A 22863-nucleotide genomic window follows, 5' to 3' on the forward strand; every position below is an offset into this window, starting at 1 on the left:
TGCGCGGGCACTTCGGATGCGCCTAGTCGCCGAACTCGTGCGCGCGGTACTTGTGGGTTCCCTCGAGGTCGTCGAGGATCGCCGTCTGGGCCTTCTGCGGCAGCGTGTGCAAGATCTCGCGCACCCGCGCCTGCCGGCGGGCGACGGCCTTGCGCTCCGGCATCCCCGGCGACGCGACGATCTGCGGGGGCACCCCTTCGATCTCTTCCACGCCACCCGCGTGCTGACCGGCTTCGAGGGCCGCCTGCTCCTCGGCCATGGTCGCCTCGTCCTTCTCCTCCGACATGCCGATCGGGCCGATGCGGCGGCCGTTGAGGAACTGCCGCACGACCGGCTCATCGCTGGTCAGCAGCACCTCACGCGGGCCGAACATGACCAACTTGCGGCGGAAGAGCATGCCCATGTTGTCCGGCACGGTGCGGGCGATGTTGATGTTGTGCGTGACGATCAGCACGGTGGCGTCGATCTGGGCGTTGATGTCGAGGATCAGCTGGCTCAGGTAGGCGGTGCGGACCGGGTCCAGACCGGAGTCGGGCTCGTCGCACAGGATGATCTGCGGGTCGAGGACGAGGGCGCGGGCCAGGCTGGCGCGCTTGCGCATACCGCCGGAGATCTCACCGGGGAACTTCTTCTCGTCGCCGCCCAGGCCCACCAACGACAGCTTCTCCATGACGATGTCACGGATCTCGCCTTCCTTCTTCTTGGTGTGCTCGCGCAACGGGAAGGCCGCGTTGTCGAACAGGTTCATCGATCCGAACAGCGCGCCGTCCTGGAACATGACGCCGAACAGCGTGCGGATCTCGTAGAGCTCCTTGGCCGAGCACTCGAGGATGTCGGTGCCGTCGATGACGATCGAGCCGCGCTCCGGGCGCAGCAGGCCGATGAGCGACTTCAAGAACACCGACTTTCCGGTACCCGACGGGCCCAGGAGAACGCTCACCTCCCCCGCGGGAATCTCCATCGTCACGTCTTCCCAAATCCGGGACGGCCCGAAGGACTTTGTCAGCCCGTTGACCTCAATAGCGACGCCCATGGGGATCCTTCCGTTGACGCACGTGCCCGCCACCTGCCCTTTTGTGTGGCATGAGTCACTGTAGCGCACGCTCGACGCAGGGCATCGGGGTTGCGCGGCACAGCCCGCAAAAAGTGGCCGACCTGAGATTTCGCGGTCCTGCGGCGGAGGCCACTATTGGACGCGCGTACTAACCCGTGGGCGCCCAGTTTCCGTGGAATCCCAGCGGCACCCGCTGTGGCAGGTGCACCGTGGCCACCGACTCGAGGGTCTGCGCGTCGAGCATCAGCAGCTGCCCCTCGTCGCGGCCCCGGTGGTGGCCGAAGCCCAGCAGAACGCCGTCGTCCTCGGCGCCCGCTCCGGGATTCGGCACGAAGGACACCTCACCGATCACGACGTCGGGGTCGAGGGGGGCGACCGCGCTGGACCCGGTCGCGTAGTCGTGCTTGTACAGGGCGGAGGCGGCGCCCGCGAAGCTGGCGCCGACGGTGTAGCCGTACCGGTGGCGACCGCCGAGCAGGGTTTCGTTGATCCGCGGGAACTCCTGCGGCCGGTCGTCGCGGCATTCGCTGGTGACCTTGCCGGTGGTCAGGTCGACCGTCCAGCGGTCCAGCGTCGGCGGGGTGTCCCCGGGACCGCGCCGGTCCCTGTCGAACATCCGCGAGTAGCGCACGACGTCGAGGACCAGGATCTCCGAACCGTCGCGGACCTCGGAGTACGCGTTCAGCGGGTGGTAGACGTAGCAGGGTTCGATGTCGAACCAGCGCACGTCTTTGTCGCCGCCCTCGCGCGGCATCACGCCGATCCGCGCCGGGTAGCGCGGGTTCCACGCGTAGGGCATCCGGTCGGAGTGCTTCGGGTCGCGGTTCATCCGCGCGGTGATGGGGCCCGGCACCCGGACGCGTCCGATCAGCGACTGCATCGCCAGCCGGGCCGGCAGCCGCGACCACGGCGGCATCCGCGTCGGCAGCGCCTGCATGGGGTCGAAGGTGACCGGCAGGTCGTAGATCACCACATATTTGTCGGTCAGCGAGAAGTCGTGCATCATCGGCGACCCGCCGACCGTGATGTCGACCGTGCGCCGGGCCCGGCCCCGCGTGTCGATCACCGAGTACTGGACGGTGCGCCCGCGCGCGAAGGAATAGGACACCGCATGCAGTTCGCCGGTCCGCGGGTCGCGGTGCGGATGCGCCGTGTAACCACCGGCCAGTGTGCCGTCGAAGTCGCAGGTGCCGACGGTGTCCAGTTCGTCGGTCAGTTCGTAGTTGGCGACGCCGCCTTCCACCAGGGCCAGGGTCTTCCCGGCGTGGCCGAGCACGCTGGTGTTGGCGCCCATGCTCAGCATGCCCGCGCGGGGGTCGAGCCGGGCGGGCGGCGTCTCGCCGAGGGCGGCCGCCGCCGACAGGCTGCGCACCCAGCGGTTGCGGTACCAACGGGCCTGGCCGCCTCCGAGGGCGACCCCGTGCACCATGCCGTCACCGCTGAACCAGTGGTAGGTGGCCGGGTCGACCTCGGCGGCCGGGTTGGGCCCGTTGCGCAGGTAGCGCCCGTCGAGGTGTTCCGGGATGTGGCCGGTGACGGGCAGGTCGTGCGCGGTCACTTCGGTGTTGACCGGCGCGAGGAAGCCTTCCAGGTACGGGTTGCCGATGCCGCGGGTCTGCGTGGTCGTCACTCTGAGCTCCTATAACATTGTTATTACGCCGTTATCGCGAACCTACGCCCTCGATGAGAAGATGGCAAGGGTCGGTTCGACGGGGTGATGAGGAGGTGCCCGGAGAGATGTCGTCGCAGTTGCTCCCGGACGAGCAGCGCAGCGTCCGCGAGGAGATGCTGTCCGCCGCGGTCGAACTGCTGCACGCGGACGGCCCCGACGCGCTGCAGACCCGGAAGGTCGCGGGGGCTGCGGGCACCTCGACGATGGCGGTGTACACCCACTTCGGCGGGATGCGCGGCCTGATCGCGGAGGTCGCCGCGGAGGGCCTGCGGCAATTCGACGCTGCGCTGAGCGTGCCCCGGACCGCCGACCCGGTCGCCGACCTGTTCGCCCTCGGCGCGGCGTACCGGCGTTATGCGATCGAGCGCCCGCACATGTACCGGCTGATGTTCGGCAGCACCAGCGCCCACGGCATCAACGCGCCCGCGACCAACGTCCTGACGCTGACGATCCCCGAGATCGAGCAGCGCTACCCCAGCTTCGCGCACGTGGTGCACGCGGTGCACCGCTGCGTGCTGGGTGGCCGGATCGGTACCGGGCGGCCCGCGGATCCCGACGATCGAGCCGATTCGGACGAAAAGGTGGTGGCCACCGCGGCCCAGTTCTGGGCGTTGATCCACGGGTTCGTGATGCTCGAGCTGGCCGGCCACTACGGCGAGGACGGCGCCGCCGTCGGGCCGGTGCTCGTCGCGATGACCTCGAATCTGCTTGTCGCGCTGGGTGACTCACCCGATGCGGTGACCCGGTCGCTGCGGGGTCAGGCCGGCGCGCCCTGAGGCGCACGACAGCCCCCGAAACCGGCGGTTCCGGGGGCTGTCGCGAAAGAGAACTACTTGACGGTGACGGTGGCGCCGGCGGCCTCGAGCTTGGTCTTGGCCTCCTCGGCGGCTTCCTTGGCGACCTTCTCCAGCAGCGGCTTGGGCGCGCCGTCGACGAGGTCCTTGGCCTCCTTGAGGCCCAGGCCGGAGACGATCTCGCGGACCACCTTGATGACGCCGATCTTCTTGTCGCCGGCGGCCTCGAGGATGACGTCGAACTCCGACTGCTCCTCGGCGGCCTCGGCGGCGGCGCCACCGGCGGCGGGGCCGGCCGCGGCGACGGCGACCGGAGCGGCCGCGGTGACCTCGAAGGTCTCCTCGAACTTCTTGACGAAGTCGGAGAGCTCCAGCAGCGTCATCTCCTTGAACGCGTCGAGCAGGTCGTCAGTGGACATCTTTGCCATGGTGTGGGTCCTTCCTAATGAGAGGTTTGTGGTTATTCGGCGTCAGCCGGTGTCTCGGTCGCAGCAGCCGGGACCGGAGCCTCGGCAGCCTTCTTCTCCTGCAGCGCGGCCGCCAGGCGGGCGACCTGAGAAGCGGGTGCGTTGAACAACCCGGCCGCCTTGGCGAGGTTGCCCTTCATCGCGCCGGCCAGCTTGGCCAGCAGCACCTCGCGGGACTCGAGGTCCGCGATGCGCTCGACCTCGGCGACCGTGAGCGCGCGGCCGTCCATGTAGCCGCCCTTGATGACCAGCGCCTTGTGCTCCTTGGCGAAGGTCTTGATGGCCTTGGCGGCGTCGACGGGCTCGCCGGTGACGAACGCGATCGCCGTCGGGCCGGCGAACAGCTCGTCGAGGCCCTCGACTCCGGCCTCCGAGGCGGCGCGCTTGATCAGCGTGTTCTTGGCCACCGAGTAGGTGGCCGCCCCGCTCAGCGACCGGCGCAGCTCGGCAAGGTTGGCCACGGTCAACCCGCGGTATTCGGTGATCAAGGTGGCGGTCGCGTCCTTGAACTGCTCCGCGATGTCCGCAACGGCGGTGGCCTTGTCAGCCTTGGCCATGCCTACCTCCTGGGGGTGGAACAAACTTTGAAAAGATTTATCGTCTGTGATCACCCGAAGAACGACGAACGCCCCGGCGCAGGAAGCGGCCGGGGCGTCTAAACGAGCGCCGGCATGCACCGGCGTCTGCCTCGTCCTCCTGCGTGGGCCGCCGGGATGTTTCCCGGACCTTCGACCGATTGCTCGGTGACCGACGGTCTTCGGTGGATCGGCCATCAGGATAGCGTCACCCCGGGCTTTGCACCAAAACGGTGTTCGGCTATGCCGGGCCCACCGCGGCGAGCCGCGCGGCGCCGACCAGACCGGCCCGGCCGCCGAGCCCGGCGGTGACCACGCGCAGGCCGGCGAGGAAGTCGAGCCCGGCGTAGCCGCCCAGCGCGACGCGCAACGGGTCGAACAGCACGCCGCCGGAATTGGCGACGCCGCCGCCGACGACGACGAGGTTCAGGTCACACACCGCCGCCACCGAGGCGATCGTCGCCGCCAGCGCGGTGGCACCCCGGTGGAACGCGCTCTGCGCCACCGGGTCGCCGGCCGCCGCCGCGGCGGCGAGGTCCCTGGCGCCCGCGCCGGGCGGCGCGGACCAGCCGTTCTCCCGCGCCCAGCGCACCATCGACGGCCCGGACGCAACGGTCTCGACGCAGCCGTGGCCGCCGCACGTGCACGCCCGGCCGTCCTGCTCGACCACCACGTGCCCGACGTGGCCGGCGTTGCCGGTGCGCCCGGGGTAGGGCACCCCGTCGAACACCAGGCCGCCGCCGACGCCGGTCGACACCACCATGCCGAGCATGAAGCGCGACCCGCGTCCGGCGCCGCGCCAGTGCTCGGCCAGTGCCATGCAGATGCCGTCGCCGCCCAGCCGCACCGGCACCCCGGGCATCGACGCCGCGACCCTGTCGCGCAGCGGGAAGCGCTGCCAGCTCTTGATGTTGATCGGGCTGACGGTTCCCTCGGGCAGGTCGACGGGCCCTGCGCAGGCGACGCCGACGGCGCCGACGGGCTCGGCGGCCGCGCGCCGCACGTCGTCGATGGTCGCGGCGACCGCGTCCCACACCCGCTCGGCGTCCGTGCCGGCGGGGGTCGGGCGCACGGCGGTGTGCACCAGTTCGCCGGCCGGGTCGGCCAACCCGCCGGCAATCTTGGTGCCACCGATGTCCAGGCACAGAGTGAGCATGCCGATCAGTGCCGGTGGGTGTTGTCGGGCTGGCGCGGGTCGCCGGGATGTTCGTAGCCGGGAGCGAGCCGGACCACCGCGGCCCGCCGCGCGTCCAGCCAGACCCGGAACGCCCGCCGGCTCGCCGCGCCGCGCAGGTGTTCGGCGATGTCCGCCCGCACCTCGTTCAGGGAGGGCCCCACCGGCGACGGGTCCCGCCAGCCGCCGCGGCCGGGGCCCGGCCGGGCGAACCGCAGCGGGTTGCGGGCGTGGTAGTCGGCGATGTCGTCGTCGGTCACCCGGACCGCCGCGGAGACCTCGGCGAACAGCGCCCGCGCGCGAGGATCGGCCAGAGCGGCCGCGGCGACGCTGCCGAGCTCGAGCCGGGCGGCGGCGTCGGGCATCAGCCGGGCCTCGGCGGGCGCGTCGCGACCGGTCAGGCCGCGGGCGGCCGCCTCGGCGGCCACCAGCCGCCGGGTCACGATCAGCTGGGTCAGCCAGCGCCGCAGTTGGCGTCCCTCGCCGGTGCCGGCCGCGGGCAGCGTGGCCGCCAGCGCTCCGGCGCGCAACCGCGCCTCGGCGGCGTCGACCTCCTCGACCGGCACGGGAGCCCCGGCGACGGTGGCCACCACGCCGGCACTCATGTGACGGTCACCTTCACCGCCGGCGAGTAGACCAGCCGGCCGGCGCAGCCGACGCGGATCAGCGCCCACCATTGACCGGGATCCTGCCAGGCCGGCGGGGCCACGTCGAAGCCGAATTCGACGCTGCCGCGGGCAGGCAGCACCGCGCCGAGCGCGGCGGGGCCGGTCCACTCCCACGTGCCCCAGGGGCTGATGAGGTGCGCCTCCGCGGCCAGGTCGGCCCCGGCGCGGGTGCCGACCGTGACCGTCACCCGGGCCGTGCCCCCGGCCGCCACCGTGACCTCGGCGGGTTCCCCGACCAGGAAGAGCAGGTCGGCGAGGTCGGCCCCGGTTGAGGCCCCGCCGACGCAGACCACGCACACGTCCTCGACCACCTGCCGCCAGGCTTGCGGGATGCCGGCCCCGCCGGTCCCCGTGACGCGGAGCTGCGCCCGGACCGGGTACAGCCCGGCCGGGGTGTGGGGCGGGACAGTCACGACCACGTCGGCCTCCCGGTGCTCGCCGCTGGGCAGCGTGAACGGCAGCGCCCCGGGCATGACCGGCCAGCCGGGCGGGCCGACGACGGTCACCTCCCCGTCCAGCGCCGCGTCGCGGCAGTCGCTGGCCGCGGTGAGGCGCAGCGCGACCACGCCGCCGGGGTCGGCGGCCACGAGGCGGGGGTGCAGGTGCGCGACGGCGGGCAGCCCGCCCATGGGTGCGGGGCCGCGATTGTGCAGCCAGTACCGCGCGTAGAGCGGCTGGGCGGCCTCGGCGAGCGGCGCCAACGGGGTGGAATCGCCGGCGATCGCGGGCATGTCGAGCCGGGCCAGCGCCGTGGCCACCTGATAGCCGTGCAGGGCGAGCGGACCCGCGTGCTCGCGCGGCCGTTCCAGCAGGTCGGCGTCGCGCAGGTCGCTGATCGCGCCCAGCGCCGAGCCCACGGCCACCCGGGTGTGCCGCCCGCTGGTTTCCACCAACCGCAGGGCCACCTTCGCCGGGGTGACCCGCGCGGCGCTGCCCGACGTCAGGGGGTTGCCGGCGGCCTTGAGCGCCGCCAGCCGCACCGGGCCCTCCGGGTCGACGTGCAGCAGCGACCCGACGGGCGCCAGGGTTCCGGGTTGCCGGGCGGCAACGACGGCGAGCAGCGGTTGGGAGAACTCGGCACTGCGGGCGGGGATTCCGGCTTGCCGCCAGTCGCCCGCGTCGCTCGCCAGCGCGTAGTCGAAGGCGTGGGTCCAGTGCTGCAGCGCGAAATTGGAGCCGTCGGGCGCGGTGCGGCGCGGCCCGTCGATCCAGGTGCCGGACGGCCATCCGGTGCAGGACCGCATCAGCGCCGTGTGCAGCGTGCCCTCGGTGTCGACGGCGAAGCTGGGCACGCCGCGGTTGAGCAGCGCAACGGTGCGGGCGTCGAAGGGGCCCAGCTGCGCGGGTGCTTGCTGCGCGACGGCGATCTCGGCGGCGGCCAGCTCGCCGGCCACGTCGGCGACGGCCGCGCGCAGCTCGTCGGCGTCGCGCCCGTCGACCACCAGCACGGGCAGCGCCCGCGGCGCACGCAGGTCGGCGCCCGGCACCCACACGTCGGCCAGCGACCCGAACTCTTCGGCGGCCGGCACCCAGACCCTGGCCCGTCCCGTGGCGGCCAGCTGGTGTTCAAGCTCTTGGGTGTACACCGGATCCGCTTGGGCGAGAACGGTTTTAGCGAACGAATTGCGCGCGGGCCCGCCCAGCGCGATCCGCACGTCGGGCAGGTTGGAGTCGACGGCGAGGTGGCCGTAGCGTGGTTTTTCGGCGCCGCTGCACGTGGCCGTGACGCCGGCGCGGACCAGTGCGACCATCAGCTCTCGCGCCAGCGGCCCGGACCGCGTCTCGTCGGGCGACACGACCTCGGCCACCGACACCGCCCGCGCCGTGTCATCCGCGGTCCCGGCCCGGACCCTGACCGTGGAGGACAGGCCGAACCAGCCGTAGGCCGGGTTGTCCAGCGTCCACAGGTGCACCGCGGTGTCCACCGAGCGCGGCCCGTCGTGCAGCAGGGCGAAGCCCCGCCCGACGACGGCGTCCCCGACCTCGCTGACGGGCATGGCACCCGGCACCGGGCACGGCCAACGCAGGCGCAACAACCGGTCTTCGCCGGTGAAGTCGTCGATGGTGGTGCGGCAATCAAGGCGCGCGACGCCGTTCCACAACGTCAGGGTCTGGGTGTAGCGCAGCAGCGTGCCGACCCGTCCGCGCACCACGAGCCGCTGACCCAGCGGACCCCGGAAGGCCTGCACCCGCGCCGGCGTCTCCGACGAGCACACCACCGGCCCCTTGGGCAGTAGGTGCCACGGCCCCTCCCCCTGCCTCGGGTGCGCCGGATACTCCTCGTAGACGGCAAGTTCGTTGCCCACCCGCCCGTCGGCGATCAGCTCGCGCTCGCCCTGTTGCAGCGAAGCCACGCCCCCGCCGCGCACAGGGTCGACCGCCAGCCGGTAGTGCTCGTTGGCGATCCGCAGGCCGGGCGCCGGTTCCCAGCCGGCGCACTCGGTCGCGGGTACCAGCCGGTAGGACCGCCACCCCAGCGACGGCACGTCGCGGGCCAACCAGGTGACCGATCGGCCGCCGTGCTCGACGTGCGCGGGCACCTCGGCGCCGTCGGCGTCGAGCACCCGCACGGCCGCGGCCGGCGGGGGGTCCAGGCGGGCGGTCACGACGTCGGTCCGCCGGTGGCTCAGCGGGTTCCACACCACGACGTCGCCGCCGGCGGCGCGGGACAGCACTGCGAGCGAGTTGTCGCGGGCGGTGCGGCCCAGCTCCCACGCGTCGCGCCAGCCGGTGAGCAGGTCGAGGTAGACCTGGTCGGACTCCGAGCCGGTGATGGCGTCGTGGTGAGCGCCGTAGGCCAACTGCACCCACGCCTTGGCGAGGGCCGCCTGCGGGTAGTCCGCGCCGGTCATCGACGCGGCGAACACGGCGAAGCGCTCGGCCTCGAGCACGGCGTTCTCGCTGGCCCGGTTGGCCTGCTTGGTGTCGATGTAGGACACGTCCTTGCCGGTGTAAATGGGGTTCATGTCGCGCGTCTGCGGCGACGGCGCGCGCCGGCCCTGCGAGAGCTCGGCACGCACCGCCGCGAAGAAGTCTCGCGGTATCGCGCACACGAACCGTGGCCACGTGTAGCGCGCGGCCCAGTCGCGGTGGATCGCGGTGACCCATTTGTTCGGCGGCGTGTAGTCCGTCCCGACGGGCAGCAGCACGTTGCGGGTCAGGGCGACCCGCTTCAGCCGTGCGAACAGCGCATAGGTGGCCGCCTCGGCCTCGGCCAGCGACGCCGAGGAGTCCATCCCCCAGCCCGCCCCGTAGTGGGCGGGCATGTAATGGGTGAGCAGGCCGCGACCCGACGGCGCGATCCACTCGAACTCGCTGCTGAACTGCATGCGGTCGACGTCACCGTCCTGCGCCGGGCCCCACTGGTGGTGCGGTCCGCGGGCCCACGAACTCGACGTCAGGCCGGCGTCGGCGGCCAGCCCCGGGAACTGCGGGTCGTGGCCGAACACGTCGAGCTGCCAGGCGGTGGCCGGGTCGGCGCCCAGCACGTCGCGTTGAAAGCCACTGCCGTGCACCAGGTTCCGGATCGTGGTCTCGGGGCTGGTGAGGTTGGTGTTGGGTTCGTTGTAGCTGCCGCCCATCACCTCGACGCGGCCCTCGGCCAGGAGCCGGCGCAGGTCGGCGCGGTCTTCGGGGCGGGCGTCCCAGTACGGCTTGAGGTAGTCGACCTCGGCCAGCACGAACTTGTACTCGGGTTCGCGGCGCGCCATCTCCAGGTGCGCGTGCACCAGTTCGAAGCCGTTGGTCTGCCGGCCCGGCGGGTCCTCGGTCCATTCGCTGGTGTAGGCGCCCTGGGTGTTCCACCAGACCGGGTCGTAGTGGAAGTGGCTGACCATGTACATGGTCCAGCCCGGCTCGGCGACGGTGAACTCGAACGGCAGCCGGGCGTCGCCGGCGTGGGCCCGCGCGGCCCGCCGTTCACCGACGAGCGGGTCCCGCACGGCGACCGGGACCTCGATGACGCCGCCACCCGGCCGGGCCACAGCTGCGCCGCTGAGCCCGTCGCCGTCGATGCGGACCGTGGTGGGCTCGGCACACCCGGACACGGTGACGCGCGCCAGCTGCAGCGGCGCGTCGGGCGGGCCGACGAACAGTTCCGGGGACTCCGCCGAAACCAGCTGCATGACCGCACCTTACGAGGAACGATCGACGAATGCCCGCACTTGCCCCGCCCGTGGCCGACGAGCGCAGCGCCCTGCGCGAGTACCTGGCCTACCACCAGAGCGCCTACTTCGCCGTCTCCCACGGCCTCACCGACGAACAAGCCCGGTCGTCACCCTCGGTCAGCGCACTGTCGATCGGCGGCCTGGTGAAGCACGCCACCGGCATGCAGCGCAGCTGGATGAACCGGGTCGCCGCCGCCCCGGACCTGCCTGCGCCGGATCCCCGCCCGTTCGACCAGGTCTCCAAGGAGTACGCCGACCAGCACGTCATGGGCCCCGACGAGACGCTGGCCGGCCTGCTGCGGGCGTTCGAGGCGCAGAACGCGGAGTCGTTGCGACTGGTGGAGACCGCCGACCTCGACGCCGCGGTGCCCGTGCCGCAGGACATCCCCTGGTTCCCGAAGAACCAGAAGGCGTGGTCGGTGCGCTGGGTGATCCTGCACGTGATCAACGAGCTGGCCAGGCACGCCGGTCACGCCGACATCGTCCGGGAGAGCATCGACGGCGCCACCATGTACGAGCTGATCGCCGCGCGGGAGGGCTGGGCGATACCGGGATGGGTTCAGCCCTGGAAAGGGCGTGCCGAGCCCGGTCAGACGATTGGGACTTGACACGTCCGGTTTGGCAGACTGCTGGGATGAGCTCTACCAAACACCGCGAGGTGGCCAAGCTCGCCCGGGTGCCGTTGCCGGTCGAAGCGGCTCGCGTGGCCGCGACGGGCTGGCAGGTCACCCGCGCCGCCGCCCGCGTCGTCACGAAACTGCCGGGCAGGGGGCCGTGGCAGCAGAAGGTGATCTCCCAGCTCCCGCAGGCCTTCGCCGACCTGGGGCCGACCTACGTGAAGTTCGGTCAGATCGTCGCCTCCAGCCCCGGGGCGTTCGGTGAATCGCTGTCCCGCGAGTTCCGCGGCCTGCTCGACCGGGTGCCGCCCGCCGATTCGGCCGCAGTCCACAAGCTCTTCGTGGAAGATCTCGGCCGCGACCCCTCCGAGCTGTTCGCCAAGTGGGACGAGACACCGTTCGCGTCGGCCTCGATCGCCCAGGTGCACTACGCGACCCTGCACAGCGGCGAAGAGGTGGTGGTCAAGATCCAGCGCCCCGGCATCCGCCGCCGCGTCGCCGCCGACCTGCAGATCCTCAAGCGATTCGCGCAGGCCGTGGAGCTGGCCAAGCTGGGCCGCCGGCTGTCGGCCCAGGACGTTGTCGCCGACTTCGCCGACAACCTGGCCGAGGAGCTGGACTTTCGTCTCGAAGCGCAGTCGATGGAGGCGTGGGTCGCGCACCTGCACGCCTCCCCGCTGGGCCAGGGCATCCGGGTGCCGCAGGTGCACTGGGACTTCACCAGCGGGCGTGTGCTGACGATGGAGCGGGTGCAGGGCATCCGCATCGACGACGCCGCCGCCATCCGCAAGGCCGGGTTCGACGGCACCGAGCTGGTCAAGGCGCTGCTGTTCAGCCTGTTCGAGGGCGGGCTGCGGCACGGGCTGTTCCACGGCGACCTGCACGCGGGCAACCTGTACGTCGACGAGCAGGGCCGGATCGTGTTCTTCGACTTCGGCATCATGGGCCGCATCGACCCGCGCACCCGCTGGCTGCTGCGCGAGCTGGTCTACGCGTTGCTGGTCAAGAAGGACCACGCCGCGGCCGGCAAGATCGTGGTGCTGATGGGTGCGGTCGGCACGATGAAGCCCGAGGCCGAGGCCGCCAAGGATCTGGAGAAGTTCGCCACCCCGCTCACGATGCAGACGCTCGGGGACATGTCGTATGCCGACATCGGCCGGCAGCTGTCCGCGCTGGCCGACGCCTACGACGTCAAGCTCCCGCGGGAGCTGGTGCTGATCGGCAAGCAGTTCCTCTACGTGGAGCGCTACATGAAGCTGCTGGCGCCGCGGTGGCAGATGATGTCGGACCCGCAGCTGACCGGCTACTTCGCCAACTTCATGGTGGAGGTCAGCCGCGAGCACTCCTCCGACGTCGAGGTCTAGGGGCCGATGCAGATACGCAGCGGCCATGCGGCAGTGCCTCATCCCGACGGCGACCTGAAGCTGTACTACGAGGACATGGGCGACGTCGACCACCCGCCGGTCCTGTTGATCATGGGGCTGGGCGCGCAGCTGCTGTTATGGCGGACCGAGTTCTGCGAGCAACTGGTGGGCCGCGGCCTTCGGGTCATCCGCTACGACAACCGCGACGTAGGACTGTCCGGCAAGACGCGGCACCGCAGCTCCGGTCAGTCGCTGGTGACACGGCTGGTTCGCTCGTTTCTGGGCCTGCGCAGCAACGCGGCGTACACGCTCGAAGACATGGCCGACGACGCGGCCGCGCTGCTGGATCACCTCGGCATCCGGCACGCCCACATCGTGGGGGCCTCGATGGGCGGCATGATCGCCCAGATCTTCGCGGCGCGATTCCCCGAGCGAACGAAGACCCTGGGCGTCATCTTCTCCAGCAACAATTCGGCGTTTCTGCCCCCGCCGGCCCCGCGCGCGCTGCTGGCGCTGCTCAAGGGCCCGCCGCCGGACTCGCCGCGCGAGGTGATCATCGACAACGCGGTGCGCGTCAACAAGATCATCGGCAGCCCTCGCTACCGCACGCCGGAAGAGCAGGCCCGCGCCGAGGCCGCCGAGGGCTACGACCGCAACTATTACCCCCAGGGGGTTGCTCGGCACTTCGGGGCGATCCTGGGCAGTGGCAGCCTCAAGCGCTACAACCGGCGGACCGTCGCACCCACGGTCGTGATCCACGGGAAGGCCGACATGTTGATGCGGCCGTCCGGCGGCCGCGCGATCGCCCGGACGATCCGCGGAGCCGAATTGGTGTTGTTCGACGGAATGGCTCATGATCTGCCGCAGCAGTTGTGGGAGCATGTCATCACCGTGCTGACAAGCAACTTCGCCAGGGCGAGCTGAGCCGAAATCTTTTAGGTAAAACGTTCCCCTGCGATTTTCGCGAAAAGTCGCCGGGTTGTACGGTTGTCGAAGGAGGTTGGACGTCCCGATGGCCAAACTGAAGCCGTATTACGAAGAGTCGCAGGCAACCTACGACATTTCCGACGACTTCTTCGCGCTGTTCCTCGACCCCAACATGGTGTACACCTGCGCCTATTTCGAGAACGACGACATGACGCTGGAAGAGGCGCAGCTCGCAAAGCTGGATCTGGCGCTGGGCAAGCTGCACCTCGAGCCGGGCATGACGGTGCTCGACGTCGGATGCGGCTGGGGCGGGGCCGTGGTTCGGGCGCTCGAGAAGTACGACGTGAACGTCATCGGTATCACGCTGAGCCGCAATCACTACGAGCGCACCAAGGCACGGCTTGCCGCGATCCCGACGACCCGCCGCGCCGAGGCCCGCCTGCAGGGCTGGGAAGAGTTCGACGAGCAGGTCGACCGGATGATGAGTTTCGAGGCCTTCGACGCGTTCAAGAAGGAACGCTGGCCCGCGTTCTGGGATTGGGCCTACAAGACGCTCCCCGATGACAGCCGAATGCTGATGCACAGCATCTTCACGTATCCGCAGTCGCGATGGAAGGAGCTTGGCATCCCGATCACCATGACGGATCTTCGCTTCTTCCATTTTCTCGGCAAGGAGATCTTCCCCGGCGGGCAGATGTGCGGCGAACCCGACATCGTCGACTTGTCACGGAACAGCGGATTCGCGCTCGAGGAGACCCAATACTTGCAGGCGCATTACGCGCGGACCCTGGACATCTGGGCCGCCAACCTGCGGGCCAATCGCGACCGCGCGATCGCCATACAGTCCGAAGAGGTCTACGAGCGATTCATGCGGTACCTGACCGGCTGCGCGGACCTGTTCCGCAAGGGCATCTCCAACGTCGCGCAGTTCACGCTCACGAAGTAGGCGGCGGCAAGCCGGTCGGGGAATCGCGGAGACCGCTTCCTCGATTCCCCGCGTTACGGGTGTAGCCTTCCCCGGATGGTCACTTGAGGTGCCCGTGAATCCGGGAGGTACGTCATATCTACCAACCCCGCCGACGCCGGCGCGACACGGTCCAACGTGGACGACGTCCAGGCACATTACGACCTTTCGAACGAATTCTTCGGGCTGTTCCAGGATCCGACGCGGACCTACAGCTGCGCGTACTTCCCCCGCAACGGCATGACCCTGCAGGAGGCCCAGGTCGCCAAGCTCGATCTGACGCTCGGCAAGCTGGGGCTGCGGCCCGGGATGACGCTGCTGGACATCGGCTGCGGCTGGGGTTCGGTGCTCAAGCGCGCCCTGGAGAAGTACGACGTGAACGTCGTCGGCCTGACACTGTCCCGAAATCAGCTGTCCTACTGCAGGGAACTGCTCGACGACGTCGACAGCGGCCGCTCGCGCCGGGCGCTGCTCTGCGACTGGTCGGAGTTCGGCGACTCGGTGGACCGGATCGTCGTCATCGAGGCGTTGGAGCACTTCGGGTTTGACCGGTACGACGACTTCTTCACGTTCGCCTACAACGCCCTGCCCGACCGGGGGGTGATGCTGCTGCATTCGATCACCGGGTTGCACAGCAGCCAGGTCATCGAGCGCGGCATGCCCCTGACGATGGAGTGGGCGAGGTTCATCAAGTTCCTCGTCACCGACATCTTCCCCGGCGGCCGCCTGCCGACGATCGAGACCGTCGAGGAGCACGCGAGGAAGGCCGGCTTCGAGGTGACGGGCGTCCAGTCCCTGCAGTCGGACTTCGCCCAGACCCTCGACCTGTGGTCGGAAGCCCTCCGGGCGCGCCGGGACGAGGCCCTCGAGATGCAGTCCGAGGCCACCTACGACCGCTACATGCGGTACCTCACCGGCTGCGCCAAGGCGTTCCGGACTGGCTACGTCGACTGCAACCAGTTCACGCTGCAAAAGTAGACTTCAGTGCACACATCGCGCGACGCGCGCATGCCCTACCGGCAGTGATCGATATGCAGGAGAGAACCAGAAGAAATGGCTGATCAACGGACTAGCCCGACGAAGACGCGGACGCGCTTCGAAGACATTCAGGCGCACTACGACGTCTCCGACGATTTCTTCGCCCTGTTCCAGGACCCCACCCGGATCTACAGCTGCGCGTATTTCGAGCGCGACGACATGACGCTCGAAGAGGCCCAGTACGCCAAGATCGACCTCAACCTGGACAAGCTCGACCTCAAGCCGGGCATGACCCTGCTCGACATCGGCTGCGGCTGGGGCACCACCATGAAGCGGGCGGTCGAGCGGTTCGACGTCAACGTCATCGGCCTGACGCTGTCGAAAAACCAGCACGCCCGCTGCGAGCAGGTGCTGGGGGCGCTGGACACCGACCGTTCGCGCCAGGTGCGGTTGCACGGCTGGGAGGACTTCAACGAGCCCGTCGACCGCATCGTGTCGATCGAGGCGTTCGAGCACTTCGGCCACGAGAACTACGACGACTTCTTCAAGCGCTGTTTCGACATCATGCCCGACGATGGCCGGATGACCGTGCAGAGCAGCGTCAGCTACCACCCCTTCGAACTGGCGTCCCGCGGCAAGAAGCTGACCTTCGAGACGGCGCGCTTCATCAAGTTCATCGTGACCGAGATCTTCCCGGGCGGCCGGTTGCCCTCCACCGAGATGATGGTCGACCACGGCGCGAAGGCGGGTTTCCAGGTCCCCGAGCCGCTTTCGCTGCGGCCGCACTACATCAAGACGTTGCACATCTGGGCCGACACACTCGAATCCAACCGCGAAAAGGCCATCGAGATCACCTCGGAAGAGGTCTACGAGCGCTACATGAAATACCTGCGCGGTTGCGAGCACTACTTCACCGACGAGATGCTCGACGTCAGCCTGGTCACCTACCTCAAGCCGGGCGCCGCCGCCTAGTTCTCGGATCGGGGCTGTCGGATCGGGGCTGCGCCGTTCGTCAAACAGGTAGAGAGTGAGAGCATCAGGCCTCGCTCACTACCGGAGGTGACGAACATGCAGTACTTCGCGCTGTTGATCGGTCGAGAGCAAGACCGCTCACCCGACGATGCGGCCGCCGCGATGGCGGAATGGGAGAGGTTCCACGCCACGGCCGGCTCCGCCATCAAATCCGGAGACGCGCTGGCCCCCGCGGCCGCCGCCGTGGCCATCACCGGCGGCCCGGACGCGCCGACGGTCACCGACGGCCCCTTCGCCGAGTCCGCGGAGGTGGCGTGCGGCTACTACGTGTTCGAGGCCGAGAACCTCGACGAGGCGCTGGCGCTGGCGCGCGATGTCCCACTCGCGAAGTTCGGGGCCGTGGAACTGTGGCCCACGGTCCACGCGATCGACCAATCCCGCGCGCTCACCGGCAACGACTGGCTCGCGTTACTGCTGGAACCGCCCGCGTCCGCGCACACGCCGGGCACACCGGAGTGGGAGGCCGTGGCGGCGAAGCACGCGGATCTCCACGCGGCCGCGGGCGACCACATCATCGGCGGCGCCGCGCTGCACGACCGGTCCACGGCGACAACCGTGCGGGTACGCAATGGCGAGGTCCTGATCACGGACGGGCCGTACGTGGAAGGGGCCGAAATCGCCACCGGGATCTACCTGTTGAGTGCCGCGGACCGCGACGAAGCCGTCAAGCTCGCGTCGATGATTCCCGCTTCGACGGTGCAGCTGCGGCAGCTGGCCGGCATCTCCGCACTGTAGCTCCTCGCGAATGCCCGACCTGGACGGCGTCTTCCGGCGCGAGTGGGGACCGGCCGTGGCCGCGCTGGCGCGGTGGTGCGGTGATCTCACCGTCGCCGAAGACGCCGTCCAGGAAGCCTGCGCCGAGGCGCTGCGCACCTGGCGCCGAGACGGTCTGCCCGACAATCCCGGCGGATGGCTCATGACCGTTGCCCGCAACCGCCTGCGGGATCGGCTTCGCCGTGAATCCAACCGCCCCGCAAAGGAATTGGCTTACGTCGTGGATGACATCCAGGCTGTCCGGGCGCGCACCGAACGCACCGAGCCGCATCCGGTTCGTGACGACGAGCTGCGGATGATGTTCACCTGCGCGCACCCCGCCCTCGACCGGCAGTCGCAGCTGGCGCTCACCCTGAGGTTGGTGTCCGGGTTGACCGTCGCCGAGATCGCCAGGGCGCTCCTGCAGACCGAGCCGGCCGTCGGTCAGCGAATCACCCGCGCCAAGAACAAGATCCGGCGCGCCAACATCCCCCTGCGCGTACCGCCCGCCGCGCTCCTCGACGAACGCGTGCCGCACGTGTTGGCCTGTGTGTACTCCGTCTTCACCGAGGGGTACTGGTCGACGGGCGGCCCGTCGGCGATCCGTGACGAACTGTGCGACGAAGGCATCCGGCTGGCCACCGAACTGTGCGCGCTGATGCCGGCCGAGCCGGAGGCGCACGCGCTGGCCGCCCTGATGCTGCTGCATGATTCGCGGCGAGCGGCGCGGGCCGACGACACCGGAATGCTGGTGCCGCTCGAGGACCAGGACCGTCGCACGTGGGATCGCGGTCGCATTGCCCGTGGGTTGCAGCGGCTGGCGCGCGCGCAGGGCTCCACGGGCCCGTACCTGCCCCAGGCGGTGATCGCCGCGCTGCATGCCACGGCGCCGTCCTGGGAACGGACCGACTGGGTCGCCATTTGCGTCGCCTACGATCGGTTGGTGGCGCTGACCGATTCGCCGGTCGTGCGCGCCAATCGCGCACTGGCGGTAGGTTTGCGCGACGGGCCCGACGCCGGCCTGACCGCCCTCGACAAGGTCGCCGGCGATCCGCGGCTCGCGCGCTCCAACCTGGTCGCGACGGTGCGCGCGGATTTACTGCGACGCGCCGGACGGCCCGCCGACGCCCTGAAGTGGTACCGAATAGCGTTGACGGGCAACGGCTCTGAGCCGGGCCGCGAATTCCTGCGCCGGCGCATCGCCGAGTGCCAATCCTGCGAAGCCCCGCGCCGGTGACGCGGCGCATGGTCGGCTGCGTTCGCCCGCGCCTCACGGCGCGCGCTCACTACGCCTCGGGATCGATGGTCGGCTGCGTTCGCCCGCGCCTGAAGCGCGCGCTCACTACGCCTCGGCGAAGTTGCGGGTGACGGCCGGGTCGACCGGGATGCCCGGGCCCGTCGTCGTCGACACGACGATCTTCTTCAGGTAGCGGCCCTTCGACGCGGACGGCTTGAGCCGCAGCACCTCGTCGAGCGCGGCACCGTAGTTCTCGGCCAGGGCCTTCTCGTCGAAGGACGCCTTGCCGATCACGAAGTGCAGGTTGGCCTGCTTGTCGACGCGGAAGTTGATCTTGCCGCCCTTGATGTCGGCAACGGCCTTGGCGACGTCGGGGGTGACGGTGCCGGTCTTGGGGTTCGGCATCAGGCCGCGCGGGCCCAGCACGCGGGCGATGCGCCCGACCTTGGCCATCTGGTCGGGCGTCGCGATGGCGGCGTCGAAGTCCAGGAAGCCGCCCTGGATCTTCTCGATCAGGTCGTCGCTGCCGACGATGTCGGCGCCGGCGGCCAGCGCCTGCTCCGCCTTGTCGCCGACGGCGAACACCGCGACCCGCGCCGTCTTGCCGGTGCCGTGCGGCAGGTTGACCGTGCCGCGGACCATCTGGTCGGCCTTGCGCGGGTCGACACCGAGCCGGATCGCGACCTCGACGGTCGCGTCCTGCTTGCTCGACGACGTCTCCTTCGCGAGCTTGGCGGCCTCGAGCGGGGTGTAGAGGTTGTCGCGGTCGACCTTCTCGGCGGCCGCGCGGTATGCCTTGCTGTTCTTGCTCATTCGTTCATCCAATCGTGTGTTGGGTCGTGGTCGGCGGGCCGAAGCTGGCCCTCCCACGCTTTCTTTGTCGTGCTATTCGACGGTGATGCCCATCGACCGGGCGGTGCCGGCGATGATCTTGGCGGCCGCGTCGACGTCGTTGGCGTTGAGGTCGGCCTTCTTGGTCTCGGCGATCTCCTTGACCTGGTCCCAGGTGACCTTGGCGACCTTGGTCTTGTGCGGCTCGGCGGAGCCCTTGCCCACGCCGGCGGCCTTGAGCAGCAGCTTGGCGGCGGGCGGCGTCTTCAGCGCGAAGGTGAAGCTGCGGTCTTCGTAGACCGTGATCTCCACCGGGATGACCTGACCGCGCTGGTTCTCCGTGGCGGCGTTGTACGCCTTGCAGAACTCCATGATGTTGACGCCGTGCTGGCCGAGCGCGGGTCCGACCGGCGGCGCAGGGTTGGCCTGCCCCGCCACGATCTGCAGCTTGATCAGCCCGACGACTTTCTTCTTCGGGGCCATGTGATGTGGGTGTTCCTTCCTGGACTGGGCGTGCTGCCCGGCTAAATCTTCGAAACTTGGCTGAAGGTCAGCTCGACCGGCGTTTCGCGGCCGAAGATCGACACCAGCACCTTGAGCTTCTGCTGTTCGCCGTTGACCTCGCTGATGGTGGCGGGCAACGTCGCGAACGGCCCGTCCATCACGGTCACGGATTCGCCGACCTCGTAGTCGACCTCGACGGCCGGACGCTCCAGGCCGCCCGTCTCGGCGACGGCGGTGGTGCTGGCCGCGCCCTTGGCGGCCTTCTTCGCGGCACCCCGGGGCAGCAGGAACTTGACCACGTCGTCGAGAGCCAGAGCCGACGGGCGCGACGTCGCGCCCACGAACCCGGTGACACCCGGCGTGTTGCGCACCGCGGCCCACGAATCGTCGGTCAGGTCCATGCGGACCAGGATGTAGCCGGGCAGCACCTTGCGGTTGACCTGCTTGCGCTGACCGTTCTTGATCTCGGTGACCTCTTCGGTGGGCACCTCCACCTGGAAGATGTAGTCGCCGACGTCGAGGTTCTGCACGCGCGTCTCGAGGTTGGCTTTGACCTTGTTCTCGTAACCCGCGTAGGAGTGGACGACGTACCAGTCCCCGGGCTTGCGGCGCAGTTCCGCCTTGAGCGCCACGGCGGGGTCGACGTCCTCGTCCGACTCGGGCGCGGCGGGGCTTTCGGTGCCCGCGGGGCTGTCGGCGTCCTCCGGGCCGCCGGCGTCCTCGACGCCTTCTGCTCCTTCTGCGCCTTCGGTGGCCGCGGCGGCGTCCTCTACGTCGACCGCTTCACCCGCGGACGTGTCACCGTCGAAGGTAGTCACGGTTTGCAGTCCTCTCTGTCAATCTCAACGCTCAGCCGAACACCAGCAGCACGAGCTTGGTCAGGCCGAAATCGGCGAGGCCGACCACCGCCACCATGAACGCCAGGAACGCCAGCACGACCGAGGTGTAGGTGAGCATCTGCTTGCGGTTGGGCCAGATCACCTTCCGCATCTCCGCCACCACCTGCTTGAGGTAGGTGTAGACGAAGACGAACGGATTGGCCGAACGCTCGCCCGGCTTCTTGGCCGCCTTGACCTTCTTGGCGGCCTTGCCCTTCTTGGCTTTCTTGTCCTCTGCGGCCTCGGCCTCGTCGGTCGCCTCGGAGGCGACGTCGACGTCGGTCTCGGCCGCCCGTTGCCGGGACCTCTTGCCGGTGGGACGCTGCGGCCGCGTCGCAGCCTTGGTCACCAGGGCAGTGCGGCCACCGCCTGCGCGCGTCTCCTCGGTGTCGCCGCCGTCGCGTGCGGCGTCGTTGGCGGCGTCGCCCTCGTCGCTCACAGCGTGCTCCTTTGTTTGCCGGTAATCCGTGTGCCAGCCCACTGTGGTATGGGCATCGCTTCAGTGTCCACCATGGCACACACTCGGTGTCTGCTTGCAGGGGCGACAGGACTTGAACCTGCAACCTGCGGTTTTGGAGACCGCTGCTCTGCCAGTTGAGCTACGCCCCTCTGCGGTTGGCAGGCCAACCTGTGCTTGCCTGTGCCGGGGCCTACATGACACGCGCGCCCCCGCTTGTCACTCGCGGAAAGCGCGCTGATGCTGGGAAAACCCCGACGACCGAGTGTACTCGATTCCCCTTAAACCCAGGAAATCCGATTTCGCCTCACGCGGTTCGGACGACCTGACCGGTTTCCTTGTCCCATTTCAGCTGGATCGAGTTGTCGCCCTCGTGTCCCATCAGGGTGGTGTAGGCCTCCAGGATCACGTCGCCGTCCTGGTTCGTGCAGGTGTTCTTCGTGACGACGATGTCGGCGCCGAAACGTTCGTCCACCGAGTGGATGTCCATCCGGGCGAAGAGTTTGTCGCCCACCCGCACCGGCCTGAAGTAGATGAACTTCTGGTCGACCTGGACGATCTGCATGGTCTCCATGCCGACGTCGACATTGCGGAAGAAGTCGTCCTGGACGAGCTTGGCGAAGATCGAGACGAACGTCAGGGGCGCAACGAGGCTGCCGTAGCCCAGTTCGGCCGCCGCCTTCTCGTCGTGGCTCGCCGGATCGTCGCACTTGATCGAGCGCGCGAAACCGCGAACCTGCTCGCGGGCCACTTCGAAGTAGTCGGGGTACAGCCAAGTCATCCCGCGGATATCGGTCTTCAGAGCCATCCGCTAGGCCAATTTCGCCGACGCGATCGCGCGTCCGAAGATCTTCTTGCCCCCGGTGGTGGCGGTCAGCGCGATGGTCACCGACTTGCTCTCGGGATCGACGGACTTCACCTTGCCGCTGAAGACGAGCTCGGCGCCCTTGCCGTCGTTGGGAACGGGGACCACGGCGGTGAACCGCACGTTGTACTCGGTGACCGCCCCCGGGTCGCCGACCCAGGAGGTGACGTAGCCGCCGCCGATGCCCATGGTCAGCATGCCGTGCGCGATGGCGGTGTCGAGTCCGACGACCTTGGCGATCTCGTCGTCCCAGTGAATCGGGTTCAGGTCACCGGAGACCCCCGCGTAGTTCACCAGGTCCTGGCGCGTCAGGGGGTACACCCTTTCCGGAAGCTGGTCACCCACCTTCACCGAATTGAACTCACGCAGTGGCATGGCTGAATCCCTCTTCCCCATCGTCGCCGGCACGACCCGCCAGGGTCGTGTACGTCTCCTGCACAATGTCACCGGCTTCGTCGGTGATGACGTTCTTGGTCACGATGATCTGCGTGCCGTGCGCCTCGCGCACCGAGTCCACGTACACGTCACAGTAGAGCTTGTCTCCGGCCACGATCGGCTTCGAAAATTGCAGCACCTGGTCGACCTGCACGATCTGCTGGTCGGTGACTTCGATGCCCGCGTGCCTGAAGAACGCCGATTGGGCCATGTAGCCGAACACGCAGATGAACGTCAGGGGGGCGAGCAGCCCGGTGTAACCGAGCTCGGCTGCCGACTTCTCCTCGAAGAACTCAGCGCTGTCGTTCTGCACGGCCACCGCATACTCGCGGATCTTCTCCCGCTCGACCTCGTAGTGGTCGGGATAGCGGTAGTGCATCCCGACGATCGTGGACAACGACACAGCCTAAAAACCTACCTAGTTCGTCTCAACAAATGCCCGCAGGCCGAC

23 protein-coding genes and 1 tRNA gene are annotated in these 22863 nt (G+C 69.2%); 9 read left to right on the plus strand and 15 right to left on the minus strand.

The features are described 5' to 3' along the window. Window positions 1–22 precede the first annotated feature (22 nt). The gene (locus G6N48_RS15555; RefSeq protein WP_085271908.1) at window positions 23–1033 is read right to left on the minus strand and encodes an ABC transporter ATP-binding protein; all 1011 of its coding nucleotides are present in this window, start codon (window positions 1031–1033) and stop codon (window positions 23–25) included. 169 nt (window positions 1034–1202) lie between these two features. Next, entirely contained in the window at window positions 1203–2684 is a 1482-nt protein-coding gene (locus G6N48_RS15560; protein WP_085271907.1) for a carotenoid oxygenase family protein, read from the minus strand. 107 nt (window positions 2685–2791) lie between these two features. Between G6N48_RS15560 and G6N48_RS15565 the strand changes: the two genes are divergently transcribed. Then, window positions 2792–3502, plus strand: coding sequence for a TetR/AcrR family transcriptional regulator (locus tag G6N48_RS15565; protein ID WP_085271906.1), 711 nt, complete (start codon window positions 2792–2794; stop codon window positions 3500–3502). A gap of 53 nt (window positions 3503–3555) precedes the next feature. Here the strand turns inward: G6N48_RS15565 and rplL are convergent, their stop codons facing one another. From rplL to G6N48_RS15590, 5 genes are all read right to left on the minus strand, one after another. Beyond that, a complete protein-coding gene (gene rplL / locus G6N48_RS15570) occupies window positions 3556–3948 on the minus strand; it encodes a 50S ribosomal protein L7/L12 (protein ID WP_085271905.1) in 393 nt (130 codons plus the stop codon). A gap of 32 nt (window positions 3949–3980) precedes the next feature. Continuing rightward, complete coding sequence (rplJ, locus tag G6N48_RS15575; protein ID WP_085271904.1) at window positions 3981–4544, minus strand: 50S ribosomal protein L10; 564 nt, start codon at window positions 4542–4544, stop codon at window positions 3981–3983. A 259-nt stretch (window positions 4545–4803) separates the two neighbouring features. Further along, window positions 4804–5718, minus strand: a complete 915-nt coding sequence (locus tag G6N48_RS15580; protein WP_085271903.1) for an ROK family protein — start codon at window positions 5716–5718, stop codon at window positions 4804–4806. A gap of 5 nt (window positions 5719–5723) precedes the next feature. After that, on the minus strand, window positions 5724–6341 hold the full coding sequence (locus G6N48_RS15585) for a DUF7158 domain-containing protein (RefSeq protein WP_085271902.1): 618 nt from the start codon (window positions 6339–6341) through the stop codon (window positions 5724–5726). Next, a complete protein-coding gene (locus G6N48_RS15590) occupies window positions 6338–10528 on the minus strand; it encodes a glycoside hydrolase family 38 N-terminal domain-containing protein (RefSeq protein ID WP_085271901.1) in 4191 nt (1396 codons plus the stop codon). The genes G6N48_RS15585 and G6N48_RS15590 overlap by 4 nt, the downstream gene beginning before the upstream one ends. Window positions 10529–10578: 50 nt before the next feature. Here G6N48_RS15590 and G6N48_RS15595 point away from each other — a divergent pair, with 50 nt between their 5' ends. From G6N48_RS15595 to G6N48_RS15630, 8 genes are all read left to right on the plus strand, one after another. Then, window positions 10579–11178: a DinB family protein gene (locus tag G6N48_RS15595; protein WP_085271900.1), complete on the plus strand. Its 600-nt coding sequence runs from the start codon at window positions 10579–10581 to the stop codon at window positions 11176–11178. A 26-nt stretch (window positions 11179–11204) separates the two neighbouring features. Next, window positions 11205–12551, plus strand: a complete 1347-nt coding sequence (locus G6N48_RS15600) for an ABC1 kinase family protein (RefSeq protein ID WP_179969879.1) — start codon at window positions 11205–11207, stop codon at window positions 12549–12551. A gap of 6 nt (window positions 12552–12557) precedes the next feature. Further along, complete coding sequence (locus tag G6N48_RS15605; RefSeq protein ID WP_085271899.1) at window positions 12558–13475, plus strand: alpha/beta fold hydrolase; 918 nt, start codon at window positions 12558–12560, stop codon at window positions 13473–13475. Window positions 13476–13563: 88 nt separating this feature from the next. Further along, window positions 13564–14424 carry a cyclopropane mycolic acid synthase family methyltransferase gene (locus G6N48_RS15610; RefSeq protein ID WP_085271898.1) on the plus strand — a complete coding sequence of 287 codons (861 nt, stop codon included), beginning with the start codon at window positions 13564–13566 and terminating at the stop codon, window positions 14422–14424. Between the two features lie 114 nt (window positions 14425–14538). Then, entirely contained in the window at window positions 14539–15420 is an 882-nt protein-coding gene (locus G6N48_RS15615; protein ID WP_085271897.1) for a cyclopropane mycolic acid synthase family methyltransferase, read from the plus strand. Window positions 15421–15495: 75 nt separating this feature from the next. Next, window positions 15496–16392, plus strand: coding sequence for a hydroxymycolate synthase MmaA4 (mmaA4, locus tag G6N48_RS15620; RefSeq protein ID WP_085271896.1), 897 nt, complete (start codon window positions 15496–15498; stop codon window positions 16390–16392). A 96-nt stretch (window positions 16393–16488) separates the two neighbouring features. Then, window positions 16489–17187: a YciI family protein gene (locus G6N48_RS15625; RefSeq protein WP_085271895.1), complete on the plus strand. Its 699-nt coding sequence runs from the start codon at window positions 16489–16491 to the stop codon at window positions 17185–17187. 10 nt (window positions 17188–17197) lie between these two features. Beyond that, window positions 17198–18442, plus strand: coding sequence for an RNA polymerase sigma factor (locus tag G6N48_RS15630; RefSeq protein ID WP_085271894.1), 1245 nt, complete (start codon window positions 17198–17200; stop codon window positions 18440–18442). Between the two features lie 105 nt (window positions 18443–18547). Here the strand turns inward: G6N48_RS15630 and rplA are convergent, their stop codons facing one another. From rplA to hadA, 8 genes are all read right to left on the minus strand, one after another. Continuing rightward, on the minus strand, window positions 18548–19255 hold the full coding sequence (rplA, locus tag G6N48_RS15635) for a 50S ribosomal protein L1 (protein WP_085271893.1): 708 nt from the start codon (window positions 19253–19255) through the stop codon (window positions 18548–18550). Window positions 19256–19327: 72 nt separating this feature from the next. Beyond that, window positions 19328–19756: a 50S ribosomal protein L11 gene (rplK, locus tag G6N48_RS15640; protein ID WP_085271892.1), complete on the minus strand. Its 429-nt coding sequence runs from the start codon at window positions 19754–19756 to the stop codon at window positions 19328–19330. 41 nt (window positions 19757–19797) lie between these two features. Beyond that, on the minus strand, window positions 19798–20595 hold the full coding sequence (gene nusG / locus G6N48_RS15645; RefSeq protein WP_085271891.1) for a transcription termination/antitermination protein NusG: 798 nt from the start codon (window positions 20593–20595) through the stop codon (window positions 19798–19800). 31 nt (window positions 20596–20626) lie between these two features. Further along, window positions 20627–21094, minus strand: coding sequence for a preprotein translocase subunit SecE (gene secE, locus G6N48_RS15650; RefSeq protein WP_085271890.1), 468 nt, complete (start codon window positions 21092–21094; stop codon window positions 20627–20629). A 97-nt stretch (window positions 21095–21191) separates the two neighbouring features. Beyond that, a tRNA-Trp gene (locus G6N48_RS15655) sits at window positions 21192–21264 on the minus strand. Window positions 21265–21419: 155 nt separating this feature from the next. After that, window positions 21420–21920 (minus strand): (3R)-hydroxyacyl-ACP dehydratase subunit HadC, encoded by a 501-nt coding sequence (gene hadC / locus G6N48_RS15660; protein ID WP_085271889.1) that lies wholly within the window; start codon window positions 21918–21920, stop codon window positions 21420–21422. Window positions 21921–21923: 3 nt separating this feature from the next. Next, window positions 21924–22352 (minus strand): (3R)-hydroxyacyl-ACP dehydratase subunit HadB, encoded by a 429-nt coding sequence (gene hadB, locus G6N48_RS15665; protein ID WP_085271888.1) that lies wholly within the window; start codon window positions 22350–22352, stop codon window positions 21924–21926. After that, complete coding sequence (hadA, locus tag G6N48_RS15670) at window positions 22339–22815, minus strand: (3R)-hydroxyacyl-ACP dehydratase subunit HadA (protein ID WP_139826025.1); 477 nt, start codon at window positions 22813–22815, stop codon at window positions 22339–22341. The genes hadB and hadA overlap by 14 nt, the downstream gene beginning before the upstream one ends. Between the last annotated feature and the right edge of the window lie 48 nt (window positions 22816–22863).

Origin of the sequence: Mycobacterium parmense (assembly GCF_010730575.1) — a bacterium.
GTDB classification, from domain to species: domain Bacteria; phylum Actinomycetota; class Actinomycetes; order Mycobacteriales; family Mycobacteriaceae; genus Mycobacterium; species Mycobacterium parmense.